The sequence below is a fragment of the Altericroceibacterium spongiae genome (assembly GCF_003610805.1).
In the GTDB taxonomy this organism is placed as follows: Bacteria; Pseudomonadota; Alphaproteobacteria; order Sphingomonadales; family Sphingomonadaceae; genus Altericroceibacterium; species Altericroceibacterium spongiae.
In genome coordinates this window covers 138,475-159,400 of sequence record NZ_RAPF01000002.1, presented here as the reverse complement: position 1 = coordinate 159,400, position 20,926 = coordinate 138,475, and the positions used below count along the sequence as shown (strand labels likewise).

General features: G+C 59.5%; 13 protein-coding genes. 10 read left to right on the top strand and 3 right to left on the bottom strand.

Translation table 11 applies throughout. The features are described 5' to 3' along the window. Nucleotides 1–40: 40 nt before the first annotated feature. From D6851_RS04285 to D6851_RS04275, 3 genes are all read left to right on the top strand, one after another. Nucleotides 41–1,630: an amidohydrolase gene (locus D6851_RS04285; RefSeq protein ID WP_120323652.1), complete on the top strand. Its 1,590-nt coding sequence runs from the start codon at nt 41–43 to the stop codon at nt 1,628–1,630. 61 nt (nt 1,631–1,691) lie between these two features. After that, nucleotides 1,692–3,260 carry an amidohydrolase gene (locus D6851_RS04280; RefSeq protein ID WP_120323651.1) on the top strand — a complete coding sequence of 523 codons (1,569 nt, stop codon included), beginning with the start codon at nt 1,692–1,694 and terminating at the stop codon, nt 3,258–3,260. Nucleotides 3,261–3,434: 174 nt separating this feature from the next. Continuing rightward, nucleotides 3,435–5,066: a mechanosensitive ion channel family protein gene (locus tag D6851_RS04275; RefSeq protein ID WP_120323650.1), complete on the top strand. Its 1,632-nt coding sequence runs from the start codon at nt 3,435–3,437 to the stop codon at nt 5,064–5,066. Between the two features lie 54 nt (nt 5,067–5,120). On the opposite strand, the gene D6851_RS04270 is transcribed toward D6851_RS04275, so the two are convergent. Together D6851_RS04270 and gabT are read right to left on the bottom strand one after the other, a co-directional pair. After that, nucleotides 5,121–6,587: an NAD-dependent succinate-semialdehyde dehydrogenase gene (locus tag D6851_RS04270; RefSeq protein WP_183029984.1), complete on the bottom strand. Its 1,467-nt coding sequence runs from the start codon at nt 6,585–6,587 to the stop codon at nt 5,121–5,123. Further along, the gene (gene gabT, locus D6851_RS04265; protein WP_120323649.1) at nt 6,584–7,867 is read right to left on the bottom strand and encodes a 4-aminobutyrate--2-oxoglutarate transaminase; all 1,284 of its coding nucleotides are present in this window, start codon (nt 7,865–7,867) and stop codon (nt 6,584–6,586) included. Before gabT ends, D6851_RS04270 begins: the two co-directional genes overlap by 4 nt. Before the next feature lie 104 nt (nt 7,868–7,971). Here gabT and D6851_RS04260 point away from each other — a divergent pair, with 104 nt between their 5' ends. The 6 genes from D6851_RS04260 (at nt 7,972) to D6851_RS04235 (ending at nt 16,824) form a co-directional block, all read left to right on the top strand. After that, the gene (locus D6851_RS04260) at nt 7,972–8,907 is read left to right on the top strand and encodes a LysR substrate-binding domain-containing protein (protein WP_120323648.1); all 936 of its coding nucleotides are present in this window, start codon (nt 7,972–7,974) and stop codon (nt 8,905–8,907) included. A gap of 242 nt (nt 8,908–9,149) precedes the next feature. Beyond that, on the top strand, nt 9,150–10,499 hold the full coding sequence (locus D6851_RS04255) for a tyrosine-type recombinase/integrase (protein WP_120323647.1): 1,350 nt from the start codon (nt 9,150–9,152) through the stop codon (nt 10,497–10,499). A 210-nt stretch (nt 10,500–10,709) separates the two neighbouring features. Continuing rightward, nucleotides 10,710–11,717: an AAA family ATPase gene (locus D6851_RS04250; RefSeq protein WP_120323646.1), complete on the top strand. Its 1,008-nt coding sequence runs from the start codon at nt 10,710–10,712 to the stop codon at nt 11,715–11,717. A gap of 49 nt (nt 11,718–11,766) precedes the next feature. Next, nucleotides 11,767–14,313, top strand: a complete 2,547-nt coding sequence (locus D6851_RS04245; protein ID WP_120323645.1) for a S8 family peptidase — start codon at nt 11,767–11,769, stop codon at nt 14,311–14,313. Then, nucleotides 14,310–15,662, top strand: coding sequence for a hypothetical protein (locus D6851_RS04240; protein ID WP_210210322.1), 1,353 nt, complete (start codon nt 14,310–14,312; stop codon nt 15,660–15,662). The genes D6851_RS04245 and D6851_RS04240 overlap by 4 nt, the downstream gene beginning before the upstream one ends. 13 nt (nt 15,663–15,675) lie before the next feature. Then, nucleotides 15,676–16,824 (top strand): AlbA family DNA-binding domain-containing protein, encoded by a 1,149-nt coding sequence (locus D6851_RS04235; protein WP_120323644.1) that lies wholly within the window; start codon nt 15,676–15,678, stop codon nt 16,822–16,824. Nucleotides 16,825–16,890: 66 nt separating this feature from the next. Here the strand turns inward: D6851_RS04235 and D6851_RS04230 are convergent, their stop codons facing one another. Beyond that, complete coding sequence (locus D6851_RS04230; protein ID WP_147395430.1) at nt 16,891–19,494, bottom strand: protein kinase domain-containing protein; 2,604 nt, start codon at nt 19,492–19,494, stop codon at nt 16,891–16,893. Nucleotides 19,495–19,932: 438 nt separating this feature from the next. Between D6851_RS04230 and D6851_RS04225 the strand changes: the two genes are divergently transcribed. Next, a complete protein-coding gene (locus tag D6851_RS04225) occupies nt 19,933–20,904 on the top strand; it encodes a transferrin-binding protein-like solute binding protein (protein ID WP_120323642.1) in 972 nt (323 codons plus the stop codon). The last annotated feature ends 22 nt before the right edge of the window (nt 20,905–20,926 follow it).

The window sequence follows — 20,926 nt, the reverse complement described above, 5'->3', positions numbered from 1 at the left end:
TCAAGGGTACATAAAATCTGCAAAAAGGGGATTTGAGGATATGACAAAGCGCAGTCTGGGCCTGGCCCTTCTGCTGTGCGGGGCGACACTTCCAGGTGTCGCCTTCGCCGAACCGACACCGGCACAGGAGCAGGAAGTCATCGAAGGGGTCGATGCCCGCGCCAAGCTGGTGCAGGAAATGGTCGATTCCATCTTCAGCTTCGCCGAGCCGGGCTTTCAGGAATTCAAAACGGCCGATTACGTCACGGGAATTCTGGAAGAAAACGGCTTTACGATCGAGAAAGGCTCCGCTGGCATTCCCTCGGCATGGACTGCGACATGGAGCCACGGTTCCGGCGGTCCGAAAATTGCGCTGGGCAGCGATGTGGACGGTTTGCTCGGCCTTAGTCAGGTGCCCGGCATCGGCGAGATCGAACCGCTGGTGAAAGGTGCCCCCGGCCATGGCGAAGGCCATAATTCAGGGATTCCGGCGATGGTCGCCGCAGCCTTGTCCGTGCAGCAGGTCATGAAGGATGAAGGCATTGACGGTACGCTGATGATCTGGCCCGGCATTGCCGAGGAGCTGCTGGCAACCAAGGCCTACTTCGTACGCGAAGGCATGTTCGACGGTGTCGATGCCTCGATCTTCGCCCATGTTTCCAAGGATTTCTCCACCGCATGGGGACAAGGCAAGGGCAACGGCATGGTCTCGGTGGAATACACCTTCCACGGCAAAACCGCCCATGGTGCCGGTGCTCCATGGGATGGCCGCAGCGCGCTGGACGGGGTCGAACTGATGGATATCGCCTGGAATTTCCGGCGTGAACATCTGCCGCTCACCCAGCGGTCACATTATGTCATCACCAATGGCGGCGGGCAGCCCAATATCGTGCCGGGCGAGGCTGCCGTCTGGTATTATTTCCGTGACTATACGTTCGAAGGTATTCGTACACTTTATGAAACCGGCAATACCATTGCCGAAGCAGCCGCCAAAGCCACCGGCACGACGGTGACCAAACGCACGCTCGGCTATGCCGCGCCGCAATGGGCCAATAAACCCCTCGCCGAAGCAGCCTATGCCAATATTCAGAAAGTCGGCATGCCCCAATGGTCCGCTGCCGATCAGGCTTTTGCCAAGCGGATACAGGAAACCAATGGTTTTGAGCTGGAACCATTGGCCACCGAAGTCGGCGAATTGGGTATGCCCGATGACAAGCCGCCCATGGGCGGCGGGTCCGACGATATTGGCGACATCATGTGGGCAGTGCCGACCATCACGATCCGCTACCCGTCCAATGTTCCGAACACGATCGGCCATAATGTGACAGCGGCCATGGCGATGGCGACGCCCATCGCGCATAAAGGCGCGGTTGCCGGTGCGAAAGCCGTGGCGCTAACCGTGCTGGATCTTCTGACCACACCCAGTCTCGTAACCGAGGCCAAGGATTATTATCAGAATGTCCAGCTCAAGGCGCAGTCTTACGATCCGGTGCTAACCGATGAAGACATGCCGGCCATCCATCTCAATGAAGATCTCATGAGCCGGATGCGGCCGAAAATGGAGCCCTTCTATTACGATCCGGACCGTTATGACAGCTATCTGGATCAGCTGGGTATCGCCTATCCCGACGGTGAATATGCAGGCGATTAAGAGCCACCCACTGCGGCGCCGTTTACCGGCGCCGCTTTTTTACGACAGGGACATATACGCGATGAAAAATCTCGCTTTTATCGGCGCAGCTCTGCTTTGCGGCACGGCATTCAATCTGCCGGCGCATGCCGAGGCGCCCGCCGCGATGAAACAGGAAGCCGTGGCCGAAGTGGATTCGCGCGCCAAGCTGGTGCAGGAAATGGTCGATTCCATTTTCAGCTTCGCCGAACCCGGCTTTCAGGAATATCGCACATCAGAATATGTGACCGGCATTCTGGAAGAAAACGGCTTCACCATCGAACATGGCGTGGCCGGTATTCCCACCGCCTGGACTGCAACCTGGCGGCAAGGGACAGGCGGGCCAAAGATCGCCCTGGGCAGCGATATCGATGCTTTGCTCGGTCTTAGTCAGACACCGGGCACGGGCGACATCAAGCCGCTGGTCAAAGGCGCTCCCGGCCATGGTGAAGGGCATAATTCCGGCATGCCGGCAATCGTGGCCGCTGCCCTTTCCGCCAAGGAAGTGATGGAGAAAGAAGGTCTTTCAGGCGAATTGATGATCTGGCCCGGCGTGGCCGAGGAACTGTTAGCCACAAAAGCCTTCTATGTGCGCGCCGGCCTGTTCGATGAAGTGGATGCTTCCATTTTTACTCATGTTTCCTCCGGTTTCGTTACGGCATGGGGCGATATGGGCATGAATGGCATGGTCTCGGTCGAATATAATTTCCATGGCAAAACCGCCCATGGGGCGGGGGCTCCATGGGATGGCCGCAGCGCGCTGGACGGGGTCGAGCTGATGGATGCCGCCTGGAATATGCGGCGCGAGCATCTGCCGCTGAGCCAGCGTTCGCATTATATCATCAGCAATGGCGGCGGACAGCCCAATATCGTGCCGGGCGAAGCATCGGTCTGGTATTTTTTCCGCGACAAGGATTTCGCCGGGGTACGCACTCTTTATGAAACGGCCAACACCATTTCGGAAGCCGCCGCTTCGGCCAGCGGCACAACGGTGGACCGGCGCCTGCTTGGCTATGCGGCCCCGAATTACGGCAACCGGCCGCTGGCCGAAGCCGCCTATCGTAATATCGAATATATTGGCATGCCCGAGTGGACAGCGGACGATCAGGTTTTCGTGCGCAAGATACAGGATGCCAATGGCTTCAAACCGCAGCCGCTGGCCGATGAAGTCATGCCGCTCTCAACCCCGGAAAACCGTACAACCTCAACCGGCGCGTCAGACGATATCGGCGATGTGATGTGGGCCGTGCCGACCATTACGATCGGCTATCCCTCCAATGCCCCCGGTGTCATCTATCACAATGTCACGGCGGCCATGACGATGGCGACACCCATCGCGCATAAAGGCGCTGTTGCCGGTGCGAAAGCAGTAGCACTCACTATTCTCGACATCGTCACCACACCCCAACTGGTGGAAGATGCCAGGGCGTTTCGCGAAAATGTCCAGCTCAAAGAGGCCAGCTACGATCCGGTTCTGACTGCTGCGGATCAGCCAGCCATCGACCTTAATGAAGAGCTCATGCAGCGCATGCGGCCAAAGATGGAACCTTTTTATTACGATTCTACTCGCTATGACAGCTATCTCGAACAGCTTGGTATTGCCTACCCCTGACCTAGCTGAAAAGGGAATAACTGTCATATCATGAAGGAAGCGCGGATCGGATTGAGGCCTTTCCCTCAAGCCTCTTTATCGTACCGGTCTGCGCTTCCGACCTGAAATTTCAAAACCGGCCGATGAATGCGTTATTTGTACGGAACCAATTGCCGGTGTAATCCTTGACCCGTCATGTCTCTCCGTACGCTGTTCGCGATCATCGCACTTCTGCTGCTTCCGGCCACAGCCCTTGCGCAGGAAGTTCCTCCCGAAGAAGCTTCGCCCACACCGGAAGCGACGGTGCAACCCGACCCTTATGGCCGGGAAACACCGCGCGGCACGATCACTGAATTGCTCAGCGCCCTTGCGGCGCGCGATTATACCCGGGCGAGTTACTATCTAGATCTCGGTCAGGAACAGGGTTCAGAACCATCCGATCAAGCCGCGGAACTGGCCAAACGCCTGCAGGCCGAGCTGGACAGCAGCGGATCATTGCTGCCTTTTGCAGCGCTTTCCAACGATCAGTCAGGGCAAACCGATGACGGGCTGGCCTTCGATCTGGAACGGGTCGGCAAACTGGATCAGGACACCGATATCCTGCTGAAACAGGATAAAGGGCCCGAAGGGTTGATTTGGCGCATTGCGCCCGACACGGTGGACACCCTCAAAACGCTGGATATTTCGACCGAGGAAGAAGCCAGGCTGACCAAGCCGGACGGGCCGCAACTTGCCGGTGCGCCCTTGAAAGACTGGGTTATTCTGCTCGCAGGGGCATTGTTCAGTTTTGTCGCCTTCTGGCTCATCTCCAAGGCTATCCTTTTCGTGATGCGACATCTGATAGGCGATGAAGATAAGAGTGCACTCTACCGGTTTTCTCAAGCCGCCCTTCCTCCGCTCAGCCTGTTTCTGGCGGTGGTGATCTTCAATTTCTGGACCACCGATATCGGCGTCTCGATCATCGCCCGACAGACTCTTTTGCGCTATTTCGCTATCGTAGCGTGGATTTCTCTGGTGTGGTTCGCCCTTCGTCTAGTCGATGCTATTACCGAAGTAACATCGGCACGCATGAAGCGCAGCGAGCGTCGTCAGGCCGTTTCGATCATTTCACTCTTGCGGCGCGGCACAAAGATCGTGTTGCTGGCTTTTGCCCTGATCGCTATTCTCGATACGCTGGGCTTCGACGTAACCACCGGCGTCGCGGCTCTCGGTATCGGCGGTATCGCCCTTGCCCTCGGTGCGCAAAAGACGGTCGAGAACCTGGTCGGCAGCGTGACGATGATTGTGGACCGACCGGTTCAGGTCGGGGATTTCTGCAAGGTAGGCGACGTGCTGGGCACAGTGGAAGATATCGGTATCCGTTCCACCCGTATCCGCACGCTCAGCCGTACGCTTGTCACGATTCCCAATGGCAATCTTTCTTCATTGCAAATCGAGAATTATGCCCCGCGTGACCGGTTTTTGTTCAGCCCTGTCATCGGTGTCGAATATGGTATTTCCTCGGCCAAGTTGCGCGAAGGCGTGGAAATCATAGAACGCATCCTGCACGAACATGACAAAATCGACAGCACCGATGCCCGCGCACGCTTTATCGCTTTTGGCGCGAGTTCGCTCGATATAGAGGTTTTTTCCTATATTATCGCCGCCGATTACCCGGCGAGCCTGGTCGTTCAACAGGAAGTGCTGCTGGATATTTTCCAGAAGCTCGAAATGGCTGGACTGACCATCGCTTTCCCCACTCGCACCGTGCATCTCATTCAGGACGGGAAAGACGATCCGGATTCGGAGGGTCATTCCGATACCGGATCGTCAGACAGGTTGCACTGATCAAAGGCTTCTATAATCGAGCTTTTAACCCAAAAGGTCAGGAGTCTGCCGGCATTATACGGGGTGCCCCGGAACGGCGATACAGGCAAGCTTGACCTCAAGGTAATCATCCACCCCAAGATGCGAGCCTTCCCTGCCCAGACCGGATTCCTTGACCCCGCCAAAAGGGGCCATTTCTGTTGAAATAAGCCCGGTATTGAGGCCAAGCATGCCATATTCCAGTGCTTCGGTGAGCCGCCACTGACGCGCAGCATCCTGCGTATAGGCATAAGCGGCCAGACCTGCGCGCGTATTATTGGCCAGTCTCACTGCCTCTTCCTCGCTTTCGAAACGCTGTAAAGCGGCCACTGGGCCGAACGTCTCTTCACGGCAGATCAACGCGTCGGCAGGAACATCGGCCAGTACGGTAGGGGTGAAGAAACGCTCGCCCGCCGGGTGCGATTCCCCCCCGGTGATCAGCCGCGCGCCCTGTTGAAGGGCGTCTCGAATATGAGCCCTGACCTTATCCACTGCCCGCATATCGATCAGCGGCCCCTGCTCGCTTCCATCATCGAGACCGGGAGCAACCTTAAGCTGTGCCACCTTCCTTTCCAGCAAAGCCGCAAAGCGATCATGCAGTGAATCATGCACCAGAACCCGGTTGGTACACACGCAGGTTTGCCCCATATTGCGGAACTTGGACGCTATCAGCCCCTCTGCCGCTGCATCAAGATCCGCATCTTCGAACACGATAAAAGGGGCATTGCCCCCCAATTCGAGGCTAACGCGCTTCACCGTATCGGCACATCGCGCGGCCAGCATCTTGCCCACCCTGGTCGAGCCTGTGAAAGAGAATTTGGCTATTCTGGGGTCTCCGGTCAGCACATCGCCAATCGCTTCGGGTGTACCGGTCAGCACACTCAGTACTCCGTCGGGCACCCCGGCTTCCTGCGCGAGCACAGCCAGAGCAAGCGCAGAAAAAGGCGTCAGTTCAGACGGCTTCACGACTATCGGACACCCTACAGCCAGCGCAGGACCGGCTTTGCGGGTGATCATCGCCAGCGGAAAGTTCCATGGTGTGATGGCCGCGACAATACCAACCGGCTGGCGTGTCGCGATCAGGCGCCGGTCTGGCATATGGGGCGGGATGATGTCGCCACGCACCCGACTGGCTTCAGCAGCAAACCATTCCAGAAAGGATGCCGCATAGGTTACTTCACCCCGTGCTTCAGCCAGCGGCTTGCCCTGCTCTGTGACCATGATCCGCGCGAGATCTTCGCTATGCCGATACATCAGATCGGCCCAGCGCTGTAAAATCCGGCCACGCTCCTTGCCGGTCAGTGTCCGCCAGGCAGGAAAAGCATCTTTTGCTTTCTCAACTGCCTTTTCTGCCGCCTCGCGCCCCAGAGCAGGGACCGATCCAACGATGGCACCGGTCGCCGGATCGTCCACTTCCAGCCTTGCATCATCATCGCACCATTCTCCGCCGACAAAGGCCTGTTCGCGCCACAAGTCGGGCCTTTGCAGCATCAATCCGGTCATAGCTCTACTCCGCTCACTTTGGCGATAGCACCGCGAATTATACTCATGCCTTGATCGATCAGTTCATCCGATGCCGTCAGCGGCACCAGAATACGAATGGTTTCCCCTGCAGGGCCGCAATTGAGCAGGATCAGCCCGTCCTCCAGGCTCTGGCGGCAAACCGATTTGGCAATTTCTCCGCTCACACGCCCTTCACTATCGAGCAGATCGAAGCCGATCATCCCGCCCAGTCCCCGAAGATTCGCCACAGGCAGACCGTCCGAAACCCAGTCTGCGATACGCTCTTTCATATGCGCACCTATCGCGCTCGAACGTGCATTGAGCCCTTCCTGCTCTATGGCGTCGAGCACGGCGAGAGCCGCAGCACAGCCAATGGGCGAACCGCCATATGTCCCGCCCAGACCGCCGGGATCGAGCGCATCCATAATGGCAGTACGGCCAATAACACCCGAGAGCGGGAAGCCGCCGGCGAGCGATTTCGCCACTGAAACGAGATCAGGCTCCACCTCGGTATGCTCGATCGCGAAATAGCGCCCGGTACGCGCAAAACCGGCCTGCACTTCGTCTGAAATCAGCAGAATGCCGTGCTTGTCGCACAATGCGCGCAAAGCCTCCAGAAGCGGCTTGGGAGCGACATGGAAGCCGCCCTCTCCCTGCACCGGTTCGATAATGATGGCCGCGACACGCTCCGGCTCGACATCGGCGGTGAACAGAGCATCTATCGCAGCCAGACTGCGTTCCACCGTGGCACCGTTCAGACCTGTCGGAAACGGTGCGTGAAAAACTTCTGGCGGCATCGGACCGATCTTTTTCTTATAGGGCGTGACTTTGCCGGTCATGGCCGAAGCCAACAATGTACGACCGTGAAAACCGCCACCAAAGGCGATGACCGCAGACCGGCCGGTGGCCGCACGAGCCAGCTTCACGGCATTTTCCGTCGCCTCGCTCCCCGTCGTCAGCAGGAGTGTCTTTGCGTCACCGGAAAAGGGTGCGAGCGCATTCAGACGTTCAGCCAGTGCGATGTAAGGCTCGTAGGCGACAACCTGAAAAGCGGTGTGGCTGAAACGGGTGAGCTGCGCCTCGACAGCGGCCATAACGCCAGGATGGCGATGCCCGGTATTCAGCACCGCAATACCCCCGGCAAAGTCGATATAGCGCTGCCCTTCAATGTCCCACAATTCGGCGTTTTCAGCGTGATCCGCGAAGATCGGAGTTGCTGTGGCAACACCGCGTGGCACAGCCCGTTGGCGCCGGGTAAGAAACTCTGCATTGGTGACCATGGGTAATCCGTTCAGTGTGAAATAGTTGCTCCCATCGTTGCACTCAGCCGCTGGCGCGAATAGCCAATAAATTGTATGCGGGTGGTAACTTGAGGTTACCGATTATGTCTGACAGACCCCATCTCCCACCCTTCGCTGCGCTTAAGGCTTTTGAAGCCTTCGGCCGGTATGGCGGCGTACGTCGCACCGCTTCAGCACTGGGCGTCAGCCACGCAATCGTAAGCCGGCATTTACGCACACTTGAGGAATGGCTGGGTATCATGCTGGTGGACCGCGCGAGAGGCGAACTGACACCGGCAGGCCTAGCTTATCACGCGCAGATCGGATCTGCCTTCGATCAATTATGCTCAGCTACTGAAAGTGCCCGCGGGCGCAAGGACGGTCGCCTCGATCTGTGGTGCGCGCCCGGCTTTGCTTATTTATGGCTGACCGCTCGCCTGCCGCAATTCAGCCAGACATATCGGGGATCGACAGTCGATCTGCGTCCTTCGGATTCACCGCCCGATCTAAATCGGCGCGAAGCCCATGCCGATATTCGCTGGTGGCGCAAAGACATGGCGGAACCGGATAATCCTCCCGCGGGCGTGCGCCGCGAGCTGATCGTTTCCCCGCGCGTATTTCCCGTGGCCCGCCCCGATGCATCGTGGTTGACCGGCCAACTTGTAGAGCACCCGAAGGATCTGCGTGATCTACCACTGGCTTTCGAGGATAATGACCTCGAATGGCGCGGCTGGTTCGATGCCCAGCAGGGTTGCAGTATTTCGTTACCCGAACCCACAGCGCGATTATGGCAGGCGCATATGACGCTGAGTTTTGCCCTGGAAGGACACGGCATTGCGCTGACCAATTTCTTTCTCGCCGGTGATTATCTGGCCAAGGGACAATTGATCGAGATAGGCGGCAGCCTGCCAGATTTTCATCCCGCTTATCTCGGGGGCTATTACCTGTCTGCACGAGAGGAATTGTGGGATTTGTGGCCTTTGAAACACTTCCGTCAGTGGCTCACCGAATGCCTCACCAGCAGATCGAACATGCGATAGAAAACTGGTGCACCCGACAGGATTCGAACCTGTGGCCTCTGCCTTCGGAGCAATTAAAGCTGCTCTTTCCCGGGCCTTCTCTTTCTTTCCTGGCCTTGCCCATTGTTGGGTAAGTCTCTGTTTTAGATGATTTATTCTTACAATTGACCTTGGGCGTGCTAGGACGGAGATACCCGGAATTTCCTTTCGCGTGCTTCCGTGGTGCTTCCGCGGAAGCGAGCGGAGCAGGCCGGAGACAGCATATGGCGAAGCTGACGAAACGTATAGTCGATGGCGCCGGGGCCGGCGAGAAGGACTATTTCATTTGGGATGAAGAACTCCCGGGTTTCGGCCTACGTGTGTTCGCCTCGGGCAAGCGAAGCTACCTCATTCAGTATCGAGCGCAAGGCCGGACCCGCCGATACACGATCGGTCTGCATGGAGTTTGGACGGCGGAAACCGCTCGCCAGGAAGCCAAGATCCAACTTGGACGCGTCGCCAAGGGCGAAAACCCGGCCGAGGAACGCCATATCAATCATCGGGCGATTACCGTTAAGGAGCTGTGCAAGCTCTATGTTGCGGACCTCGAGGCCGGATTGATTCTGGGGAAAGGCAACCGGCCTAAGAAAGCCAGCACGATCGGCACGGATAAGGGGCGAATCAAGCGGCACATTCTTCCACTGATCGGGACGCGCAAGGTCAAAGATCTCACCAAAGCTGACATCAATAAGGTGCTTAAAGACGTCATGGCCGGTAAGACGGCCAGGATTGTCAAGACCGAGAAGCTCCGGGGCAAGTCGATCGTTCGCGGCGGCGTCGGGACAGCTACACGCACTGTAGGTCTGCTCGGCGGCATCCTGACCTACGCCGTAGATGCCGGCATCATTGACCTCAATCCGGCGCACGGCATCCGCAAGCCCAAGGACAACACGCGCGATCGCCGCCTCACCGAAGCGGAATACAGGCTCCTCGGCCAGCTTCTCCGGGACGCGAAGGAGGATGGCCAATATGCGCTGGCCGCCGAAGTGGCCCACGTCATCGCGTTGACCGGCGCCCGGCGCGGCGAGATTATCACGCTCGCGCGGACCGAGGCGGATATAGATGCGAGCTGCCTACGGCTTGCCGACAGCAAGGAAGGCAAATCGGTGCGCGCGATCGGCCTGCCCGTGGTCGAGGCACTCGAAGCACGGATAGAGGCGACCAGCGGCACCTACTTGTTCCCCGGCCGGGGCGAGGACAATGCGTTCGGCGCCTTTCCCCAACACTGGCACAAGATTCTGGCAGGCAGCGAGCTGGAAGGTATCACGCCGCATGTTCTGCGCCACAGCTTCGCCAGCATCGGTAACGATCTCGGCTTCACGGAAGTCACGATCGCCGCGCTGGTCGGCCACTCGAAGGGCTCGACGACGAGCAAATACATCCACACCCTCGACACGGCCCTGGTTATGGCAGCCGATACCATTTCGGGTTACATTCAGGGGCTTCTCGACGGAATCGAGTTCAAGCAGACCGCCTATGCCCTCAATCGCAACTCCCGGAAGGCCGCACTCGCGCGCTTCTTGCAAAATGCTATCGGCGGCGCCGACGACAGTTCATTGCCGCTCGCGGCCTGAGGTGGACCTTTCTATCGCGCCTTGTCGGCTCGCCAATCAGTGTTTTCTTAACGGCTCCATCGTGGCGACGAAATTCCTTCAAGCTAATCACCGACTAACCCGCTCGCCTTACACTTAAGGCTGCCGGGCGAGCCCTTCGTCGGCCGATGCTCGTCGTTATTGTTTAGGCGAGTCCCATCTTGTAAGCGTTCAACAGAAAGGAGTGAGCAAATGTCGACCAAGCAGATAGTCGCTCTGCTCAACTCCCATGTGGATGGGGACGAAGAGCAGTTTCTGTCAATCGCTTTGCAGATCGCGGCCCGCGAAGCTCGGGCCGGCCGTACGGAAGATGCCGAACGCCTGAAGCGTCTTGTGCAGAAGGCACGCGAACGCGCGGGCGGCGGTCCCTCCATGGGCCAGGCAGCGATCCCGCTCGCGCGTCCGCGCGGTGAGCTTCAAGGTCTCGTCGAGAGCAGTTATCCCAAAACCAAGCTCGACAGCATGGTCCTTTCGGAAGACGTGCGCCGCCGGCTCACCCGCATTGTCCGGCAACAGGCCGACCGGGCGACACTGCGCGATCACGGTCAGGTACCCGCGACTCATGTGCTGCTCGTCGGTGCGCCCGGCACAGGCAAGACGATGACGGCAGCGGCACTCGCCGGCGAGCTGCATCTGCCGCTGTTCACGGTGCGCCTAGAGGCGCTGTTCAGCCGCTTCTTCGGCGAGACGGCGAGCAAGCTGCGGCTTCTGTTCGACCAGATCGCCCAAACGCGCGCGGTCTATCTTCTGGATGAGTTTGATGCGATCGGCGCGCGACGCGGCGATCCCAACGATGTCGGCGAGATCCGCCGGGTGCTCAACGCAGTGCTGGCGTTCATGGAGGAACCAAATTCGACCGACAGTCTGGTGATCGCGGCAACCAATCATTCGGAGATTCTCGACAAGGCACTTGCCCGTCGATTCGACGAGGTGGTCGAATACACAGTGCCGGATAAGGATGCAGCGAAGCTGCTGCTCGAACGACGCCTCGGAAAATTCAAGCCGCCAGCGAGGAGTTGGGCCGAGCTCGTGCCGCTGGTCGACGGGCTAAGTCAGGGCGAACTGGTCCGTGCTGCCGATGCTGTAGTCAAGGACGCCATTCTCGAAGGCTCCTCAAAAGTAACCGCGGAGGCCCTGGCTGCGGCGTTGACCGACCGTCAGGCCTTTCGCGGTCGCTTTCAGGCGGGCCACACGAGATGAATAGCTGAGGCGCAGCCGGACGGGGAACGCGCGGAATAATGGGGGGTGAATGCCCGAGGCTGATGACTTCGCGGTGCGCAACGTGCCGCATATTGCGATAGATGCGTTCCGCGAACCTGCCCAGTATCGCTATCCCTCGCGGCCGCAGGACCGTGAACCCCGGCGCGAGGACTATCACGCTCACGCTGAAGCGCTTCTAGCGCAGCTCGCTGCGGCACTGGCCGATGTGCCGGCTCCGCAGAACGACCCGCGTATCCAGATTGCCGGCCAAGAGCGCGGCGCTATTGTGGAAATCGAGACGCTGGCGCCTGCAACCGAACGCTCCAAGGCAACGCGAATTCCAACTGGCCTCGACTTTCCGAACCAGGACGTCGTGGTGCTGCGCTCGCAACGCAAGGACGACCGCACCGAGCAAGCTGTGCTGTTCGTCCCCGATAATGCCCGCGCTTTCCTGCGCGACCGTATCGAACGCTATGGAGAGGAGAACCTCGGCAATCGTGCGCGGCCCGATGTCGCGCGCTTCGAGGTGATCGAGGCAATTCGCGCAGCCGTGATCGACACGCTGTTCGCAGTCCCGGTCGATCATGCCAACGCCGCGACAATCTGGTGGGAGCTTTGGATTCGACAGCCCGTCGGCCGCGCCGACAGCCTTGCCGCCGCAGCGCAGAATGAAGCGCTCGACGTCCATCCCGACCGCCTCGTCTTTCCCGATACGATCGTCCTGTTTATCCACGCGACAGTTGCGCAGCTTGTCGATCTTGCGCAGCGCGCGCCGGGTGCGATTAGTGAGATCCGGCCGGCAACAGGGACGATCGAGCCGTTCATCGGTCACGGACCTACCGCCTTCAACCCCGATGCGGTGGTCGCCGACCTCGGCAACCGCATTACGGCGCCACCCGCAAACGTGCCGACAGTGTGCGTGCTCGACACGGGCATTTCCGGCGCACATCCTCTGGTTGCGCCCTCGCTCGGTGGAGCCTGGGCCTATGACGACAATTGGGGGTCGGACGACCACCATCCGCAAGGCGGTCACGGCACAGCAATGGCAGGGCTCATCCTTTACGGAGATCTCGAGGGTGCCGCGCAAGACGATCGCCAGATCGAACTTGCGCATAGCGTCGAGTCCATGAAGTTCCTCCCGCCACCTGGCATCCCAGCGACCGAGCCAGCGCGCTACGGCTTCGTGACGCAGGGGGCGGTGGCACGAACCGAGATCGAGCGTCCCGATATCCTGCGCAGCTTCTGCATCGCAACCTCAGCGTTGGATTTTCCTTCCTCGCAGCCATCGAGTTGGAGCGGCGCGATCGACCAGCTTTGCGCTGGTGCGATGCCTGGTGAGCGCGATGAGAGCCAGGCGGCAGCCGCACACTCCAAACGGGCGCTGGTCATCGCCAGCGGTAACATGAATGGCGGCCAGCGCGAGGAGGTTGAGGCACACCACTCGCTTGAGGACCCGGCGCAAAGCTGGAATGCGATTACCGTTGGTGGCTATACGGCCAAGGAAGCGATCCCGGAGGATCCCCCGGGTCTCGAATTGCTCGTCCCGGCCAATCACAAGAGCCCGTTCAGTCGAGGCTCGTGCCAGCTTCCCCCCGATCTTACGCCGATCAAGCCGGAAGTGTTGTTCGAGGCCGGCAATATGCTCGTCGATGGAACCGGCTATTGCGCCGGCCATCCGGCAGTTTCCCTGCTGGCATTGGGTTCGGATGTCGCGCATGAGCCACTCGTGCCGTTCAACGCCACCAGCGCCGCAGCAGGCGTGGCGGGGAATTTCCTTGGCCAGATCCAGGCGCAGCATCCTGAACTCTGGCCGGAAACGCACCGCGCACTTATGGTCGATTCAGCGCAGTGGCCGGCTCCGCTCCGCCGCCTCCTGGTCGGAACCGGAGCGCATTGGCGAACCACGATCAGCAAGGGCCGGCGTCAGGAGATCCTGCGCGAGATTGGCTATGGTGTGCCAGACATCGGCCGAGCGCTCCAATCGGCACGAAATGGTGTCTCGCTGATCGCGCAGGCCGAAATCCAGCCCTTCGCGGGCGACAATGGGCAGGCGCCCGTGTTTAATGAAATGCACTTCTACGATCTTCCATGGCCAGCGGCGGAATTGCAGGCGCTGGAAAATGAGATCGTCGTTCTCAAGGTGACGCTATCCTATTTTATCGAGCCTAACCTGTCCGGGCGCGCCGCGACGCGGCCCGATACCTACCGCTCTTTCGGGCTTCGCTTCGAAATGAAGAAGCGAACCGAAACAGCAGCGGCGTTCCGCAAGCGCATGACCGAGAAACTCGATCCCGGTGAGGGGACCGCAAGCGAGCCCAATCACTGGCTACTCGGCAGCAATGCGATGCAGGCAGGTTCGCTGCATTGCGATCTCTGGCGCGGGGCTGCGGTAGATCTCGCCGGCCATGATGAGATCGCGATCTATCCGGTGGGCGGCTGGTGGAAATCGCATGTAGGCCAAGGGCGCATGAACGATCGGGCACGCTATGCGCTGGTGGTTTCCCTCTCGGCCACCGACCAAGCTGTCGATCTGCATGCGGACATCACGGCTCAGGTAGAAGCCAAGGTGGCGGCAGCGATCGAGGTTGGCACATGATGACGGAGGTGCCCGGCAGCGGCAGTGCCGTATCCGGGGCACCGACGGATAGTCTCAGTGCGGCGCTTGCGGCTCTCTGGCGGATTCCCCATCCGGGTCCGGATAATTTGTTCGCCACGCGTGATTTCAAGGCCGTGGCGGCAGCCTGCGGACGAACGTCCACGACGATTGGCTTTTCCTCGGCATTGCACAATATCCTGCGGTCGGTTGGGGCACCCTTCGCGCTGCCACCGGACCATGCCCATCTTGTCGGGACGACCGAACAGGCCGCCACAGCTATTACCCATGCCTTTAAGCGGACGTCGACACTGCGTCGCCACCTGTGCCCGCTCGACCTTGCCGACAGGCTCCCGCCATTACGGTTCGGTCCCGGCCGGGTGGTCGATCTCACAGCCGAAGAACTGGGCGCGCTGCTCGATGCTCCGCGCCTGGCGCGCTTCTACCCCGGCCATGCGCTCGACCTGCGGCGATTGGCGCAATTCACCTGGTTGGTGGTGGAAGAGACCGTCCCGGTCGACCCAAGGCCCGAGGCAAGGGCCTTGCCCTTCATGTTCGAAAACTGGAATCGCGACTTCGGCGCCATCGACCCCCATCAGGGTCATTTCGCGCGGCCGGTCGCCGACGCCTTGTTCTTCCTGCTGACCGGTGCCTGGGAGGATTGGGCCGACCATGCCGAGATCAACTGGCGCGGGTTCCAGGTGCCGTGGGTCTATACATTTGATGACGATCTCAGCGTTCGGCCGCAAGCGCCGCCAGATCCCGATAGCCTGTCCTGGGAGCCCTGGATCATCGATGACGAATTTGAAGTGCAGATCGAGCTTGAGCGTCCCAGCATCCTCTCGCTCCATGAAGTCGCGGCCGAAGAACTGTCCCGCCTCGACGCCTCACGCTGGCGATCGGTTCTGAAGGCCAGGCGGACGCCGCTGTTCTCAACCCCTGTAGCGCATTTCCTCGTCCAGGCCTTCCATGTCGACGGCATCGACGAACTGCTCGCGCATATTTCGACGATCGAGGCAGCACTCGGTTTGCAGGCGGACTTTATGGTCCGCAAAACGGATCCCTTTCCGACCGTGCGGGGCACCAAGCGTGTGGAAAGGCGCCTTACGGCGCTGCTGGATGACACGCAGGCCGCGGGCCAATTCAATGTTCTCTTCGATCTGCGCAGCAAGTTCGTTCACGGTCGTGCCGGACTCGGTCTGATCACGTCAGAGCAGCGTATCATGGCACGCAAACTGGCACGCAGAACGAGCGCGGCGCTTGTCGAACGGGCGCTACAAGATCAGCGGCCGCGGGAGCAGATTCTGGCCGACCTGCTTGCTGACGGCATGGCGATGCAGGCGACCTCATGACGATAGGACAACCATGCTGAACCATCCGATCGACGCTATTGACGAAATTATTCTCCAGGCACTTGTCGACAATCATGTCGCCGAACGGCGTGACCTTGAGTTCAAGCGCGAGCTACCGGGCCGTAATGATGAACAAGTGAAGGAGTTTCTCGCTGATGTCACTTCACTTGCCAATGCCCAGGGCGGCGATCTGATCTATGGCATCGAGGAGGACAATGGTGTCGCGGCGGCGCTGCCCGGTGTCGAGATCAACGACCCTGATGCCGTGATCCTACGCCTGGAAAGTTCACTCCAGGCAAATGTCGCGCCGCGCCTGACGGGCGTGCGGACGCATTGGGTTTCGCTGGCCAATGGCCGGGGCGCGATGGTGATGCGCATTCCCGGTAGCCTCACCGCGCCGCACCGGGTCATCTACAAGAAAAGCGGGCGCTTTTACGGTCGCAACAGCCGCGGGAAATATGAAATGGACGTCCATGAGCTACGGCTTGCCTTCACTCAGTCCGAGCAGCTTCCACAGCGCTTCCAACAGCTCCATGCCGACGCCATCGCGGCGGCCAAGGGCACTGAAATGCCATTCGCGATTGAGGACGCGCCAACAGCCGTGGTGTCGGTCGCGCCGCTCGGGCTCTTCCGCGAGGCCCACAACATTCCCATTACGCGCGACCATGCGCTCGTGCCCCATCGAGTGAGCGGGTTCAGCGCAATTGACATGATCGAGGGCGTACTACAGCACGCTCCGGTTGATTCGGGTACGGGCACGGTCGGATCGTTTGCGATCACGCATCGGACGGGACGCACCGATTCTGCTTTCGTTATTGGCGGCATTCGACCCGGCAACAATGGCCGAGCGCTACATATCGTTTGGCCGGCGACCTTTGAGCAAGGGTTGCGCGACATGGCGATGTCCACTCAGTCGCGGTTGCATCCATTCGGAATCGAGGGACCGTGGGTGGTTCTCGTCAGCGTGTTCGGCGTCAAAGGATTCCAGATGATTCTGGGTGACGGCTATCCAAGCAAACTCGCGTTCCGCGACGAGGTGCTGCTGGGACAACATGTTGTCGAACGGATCGACGCGGCATCGTTGCTTCCGATAGCAGAGGCATTCTGGCTGCTCTTCGGCATGCACCGCCCTGCCGACCGCGAATTCGGGGCGGAAAGATAGCCAGCTTTTGCGTCATGCCTCGCTTGTTTCGCGTTATTTAGGTCGTTTGACCGGAAACCAATCGGATCACCGATTGGACGCTTTCAACTGCCGCCAGAGCCGTGCTTCATAAAAGTCGCCTGCATTGGCAAAGGCGGGCTCCGCAGCTTCTAAATGCCGCGCAGCCTTCGCGCGATCACCTTGCGCGGCAGCGACGCGGGCCAGACCAAGCTCGACCATTCCTCCCCAATCCGGCTCTCCCGTTGCAGCTGCTACCGCTTCACGATCAATGCCCCGAAATAGTGCGGTCGCACGTTCCAAGTCTTGATTAATCAAGGCGCAATCGGCCGCAGCGTAATCGGCGCCACCTTGTATTCCGGAATCGCCCAGCTTGGCAGCACTGATTCGAGCACGCGCTGCGTCCGCCAATCCTGCACCAACACTGCCAGCGCGGCACTGGGACAGCGCCAATGTCTTCAATAGATCAATCGCCGTGGCGCTCTCAGCACCCATTTCGCTTGCTATCAGACGGTAGGCAGAAGGTCCGACCCTGGCTACGTCGGCATATCGTTCTGCCGCGGCAAGAAACCCGACCCGCGCCGACTCCAGCAACAGCGTGAACAGATGCTCGGATCCCAACGGGCTTTGCCGCATCATGGGTAGCAGTCGCTCGGCCTCTGCAAGCGCTTCCTCGGATCTCCCGAGCATATTCAACGCCTGTACGCGCAGTGAAAGTGCAACGAGTTCGCTGGGGCTGCTTTGTCCCTCGAGTGACCTCCATCCTTGCGCAACCTCGCGATAGCCCTGCTCTGCGGCTTGCGCGTCACCTTTACGCAAATGGATGAGAGCCAAGCGGTTACGCATGCCAAGTTCAAAGGTAGGATCGAAACCGGCCACCTTCGCTGCAGCCGCCAGCGATTGCTCATGGGCATCCTCCGCCGCATCCATATCGCCCTTTGCAAACGCGATAGCGCCCCGTAGGGCCTCGACCCAGACTGTTTCCTCAGCGTTGGCCGAAGCTTGAACCATGGCCCGGTCAATATCTGCGAGGATTTTCTCGGCATTTGCAAGGCCATCGGCCTGCTGCGAGCGCGCTTCCATCCCGCCCCACCGCGCCATGGCAATCCTTGTGAATGATGCCTGGTCTTCTCCGGCAGCATTCCAGAACCTGACGGCTTGGTCGAAGGCTTCGCGAGATCCATCAAAATCGCTACGCTGATCGAGCGCCAAGGCGATTTTTTGATAAAGTTCCGCTGCCACTTGCGGTTCGTTCACAAAGCGCCGGGCGACCATCGGCATGACGCGTTTGGTGGCGGCGATCAGCGTTTCGTCAGGCCCGGCGCCATCGTAGGGGCTGGTCTGGCCCAGAACATCTGTCCCAAGGAAGTCCGCAACCTGCTCGGCAATCATACGCTGGCGTTCTGCCTCGTCGCGGTCCTTCGCGGCGCGCGCATAGAGCAGAGAACTTGTGACAGTTCCCAGAACCAGCACAACCAAGGATGTAATCAACCATGGCCGGCGCGCCTGCACACGCTTGAGCCGTTCAGCCGTATTCCGTGCGCGGGCCGCAGCATCCGCTATCCGCGCAGCCTCGGCGCGGCGAGACTCCAGCCCACGCAATCGCTGAGCGAGCGCGGCAGCATTTGCGAGCCGGCGTTCGGGGTCACCATTGGCGGCAGCCGCGATGTCCTCTTGCAGAAGAGGGTCGCCAATGTCGCTTTCCCAGCCTGGTGCCAGAGGGCGCATCAGATCGCCGACAACCATCTGGTAGAGCAGCACGCCAAGAGAATAAACGTCGCTAGCGGTTGTCGAAGGCCCACCGCGTGCTACTTCCGGCGCCAGCCATAGCACACTTGTCCCCTGCGACCCTTGCGGATCGTCGATCTCTCCCGTCCAGGTCACCTCGAACTGACGAGCGATCGAGGGGTCAAGCAATCCAGCACTTCCAAAGTCCACGACACAGGGTTGAGGGGTGCCATTCTCCATACGAACAAGAATATTGGAGGGTTTGATGTCGCGGTGGACGGTACCTACGCCCTGCGCGGCCGCCACGGTTTCGCACACCGCAGCCATAAATGCGATGCGATGCGCCATTGACACAGCGGCAATACCCCCTCCTTGCTCCGACCAATCTGGCAATGCAGGCCCGACCCAGGCAGCTTCGGTAAAAAAAGGAGGTTCTTCGAAATTCCACTCGAAAACCGCGGCAAAATCGGGACGATCGCCAAGAGCGCTCCGCAACAGACGAGCTACCGCCACCTCACGCTTAAGCGCTCGGAGTGCCCCGCCATCGGCGGTCAGCTTGAAGACCCGCTTCTCGCCCGTCTTTTCATGCACCGCTGTCCAGGTTTCCCGATCAGGGGCCTGGCGCACGAGTTCTTCAAGCACCCATTGCGGGCGTCGCGGCACCCGATCTCCCGCGCTTAACGCCAGGTCGAGCGCTTCAACTAACGTAATCTGCCGAGTGACTGGAACAGCTAGGCGATAGCCAAACCGTGGAACAGTGGCAATAATCGCACTGTCCTTATCACCGAGCGCTTTGCGAAGCTTGGAGATGGCCGTGCTGAGTGAACCTGCGACAACGCTCAGGCCGGGCCACACGAGCTCGAGCAATTCCTGCCTCGTGACAACTTCACCGCATCTGTGGAGCAGTTCGAGGAGTATCTGGAGCGGCTTGTTTTCGATTTCCACCGCATTGCCGTCGACGACGAGTTGCCAAGATCCTTCATCGAAGACGCAGTCTGCGAATGTCCAACAAACACGTTCTCTTGCACCAGGCCGTTTCGAATGCACAGCGATCCCCCCGAGAGCGGTTTCTACTTACCCGCTCTTCATCGATTCGACTATCATGCGCCGTGCGGTCGCATACCACTTACGCGCCCTTAGCAGTCTGTTGCCGACACCAAAGGGATGTCGCGCATGGCACGCGGCAACGTGATTTAAGCTTATGTTACATAATATAGGCGTATAATTGCAATATGCTTGCTTATATCCATCTCATAGCACAACTAACGCACACCTTCCGCCTTTACATTTCCTTGATAAAAGCTTCACCGCTGCTCGTGTCGAGACCGGTTTAGATGCTCAACGCGGACCATAGTTGAGCATCTATCAGGAGTAGTGGAGAAGATGGAAATATATCGTTTTGGGCAAGCCTCGTTCGCCCGTGGCACCGCTATGGCAACGGCTATTGCACTTGGATTGGCCGTCGCTGCTTGTGGAGGCGATAATGATCGTCCTGGGTCTATCCCACCGCCGCCCAATCCAGCGCCATCTCCGAGCCCGTCTCCGACGCCGACACCGGGAACAGGTTCCAATCCGGATCTGATCGATCTGGAGGAAAGTGAGACCTTCGCTGTTTCCGGCAGCCAGATTGTCGCCGGGCAAGACGTGATCATTACGCCAAAGCCCTTCGGAACGATGACTCTGGCTTATGATGCCGAGGCTGACAGCTATACAATTACGGATGGTGACCGGAGCGTCACCTTCGCGGATTCCACTCGATCGGATGAGCTGGAGGCTGCGGGATACACGCTGTATGATATCGACCGAGGTCCAGATGACTTTGACACCCTAATCCTCCTCAACCCAGGAAGTGACGAAGTCGTCGATCTTACATATACAAGCTACGGCATCTGGCAGCAGGGCAGCAACGCTGGCGCTGAGTTCAACTTCTTTGTCGGCGGCGTCGAAACCGCGACCGCCGATATGCCTCGCACGGGCAGTGCCAGCTATACCGGCGCCGCTGACGGTCTCGCTGTGGTGGATGGAACAACCTATCAACTCCTGGGAAGCACGGGCACGCTGACCGCAGATTTTGGCACCGGAGCGGTCGAGACGAGCCTCACCCTTCGTGGTAACGCCAATCCAGACGAGGCAAACTTCATGGTCCCGGGAACCACTGACCTTGGCACGCTGACCGGCAGCGGAACAATTGGCGCTGACAGCAATCGCTATTCGGGCACGCTGAGCGGTGCTGGCATGTCAGGCGACCTGGATGGTGCCTTTTTCGGTCCCAGCGCCACTGAAACCGGCTATTCCTTTCAGGTCCAAGGAGGCGGCGACCAAGCCGCCGGCGTATTTGTAGGCGCGAAGGACTGACAAGGAAAACACGTCAGCAGCG

Coding starts and splice junctions, on each gene's coding strand:
- D6851_RS04285 (WP_120323652.1), top strand. CDS start 41: ATGACAAAGCGCAGTCTGGGCCTGGCCCTTCTGCTGTGCGGGGCGACA.
- D6851_RS04280 (WP_120323651.1), top strand. CDS start 1,692: ATGAAAAATCTCGCTTTTATCGGCGCAGCTCTGCTTTGCGGCACGGCA.
- D6851_RS04275 (WP_120323650.1), top strand. CDS start 3,435: ATGTCTCTCCGTACGCTGTTCGCGATCATCGCACTTCTGCTGCTTCCG.
- D6851_RS04270 (WP_183029984.1), bottom strand. CDS start 6,587: ATGACCGGATTGATGCTGCAAAGGCCCGACTTGTGGCGCGAACAGGCC.
- gabT (WP_120323649.1), bottom strand. CDS start 7,867: ATGGTCACCAATGCAGAGTTTCTTACCCGGCGCCAACGGGCTGTGCCA.
- D6851_RS04260 (WP_120323648.1), top strand. CDS start 7,972: ATGTCTGACAGACCCCATCTCCCACCCTTCGCTGCGCTTAAGGCTTTT.
- D6851_RS04255 (WP_120323647.1), top strand. CDS start 9,150: ATGGCGAAGCTGACGAAACGTATAGTCGATGGCGCCGGGGCCGGCGAG.
- D6851_RS04250 (WP_120323646.1), top strand. CDS start 10,710: ATGTCGACCAAGCAGATAGTCGCTCTGCTCAACTCCCATGTGGATGGG.
- D6851_RS04245 (WP_120323645.1), top strand. CDS start 11,767: ATGCCCGAGGCTGATGACTTCGCGGTGCGCAACGTGCCGCATATTGCG.
- D6851_RS04240 (WP_210210322.1), top strand. CDS start 14,310: ATGATGACGGAGGTGCCCGGCAGCGGCAGTGCCGTATCCGGGGCACCG.
- D6851_RS04235 (WP_120323644.1), top strand. CDS start 15,676: ATGCTGAACCATCCGATCGACGCTATTGACGAAATTATTCTCCAGGCA.
- D6851_RS04225 (WP_120323642.1), top strand. CDS start 19,933: ATGGAAATATATCGTTTTGGGCAAGCCTCGTTCGCCCGTGGCACCGCT.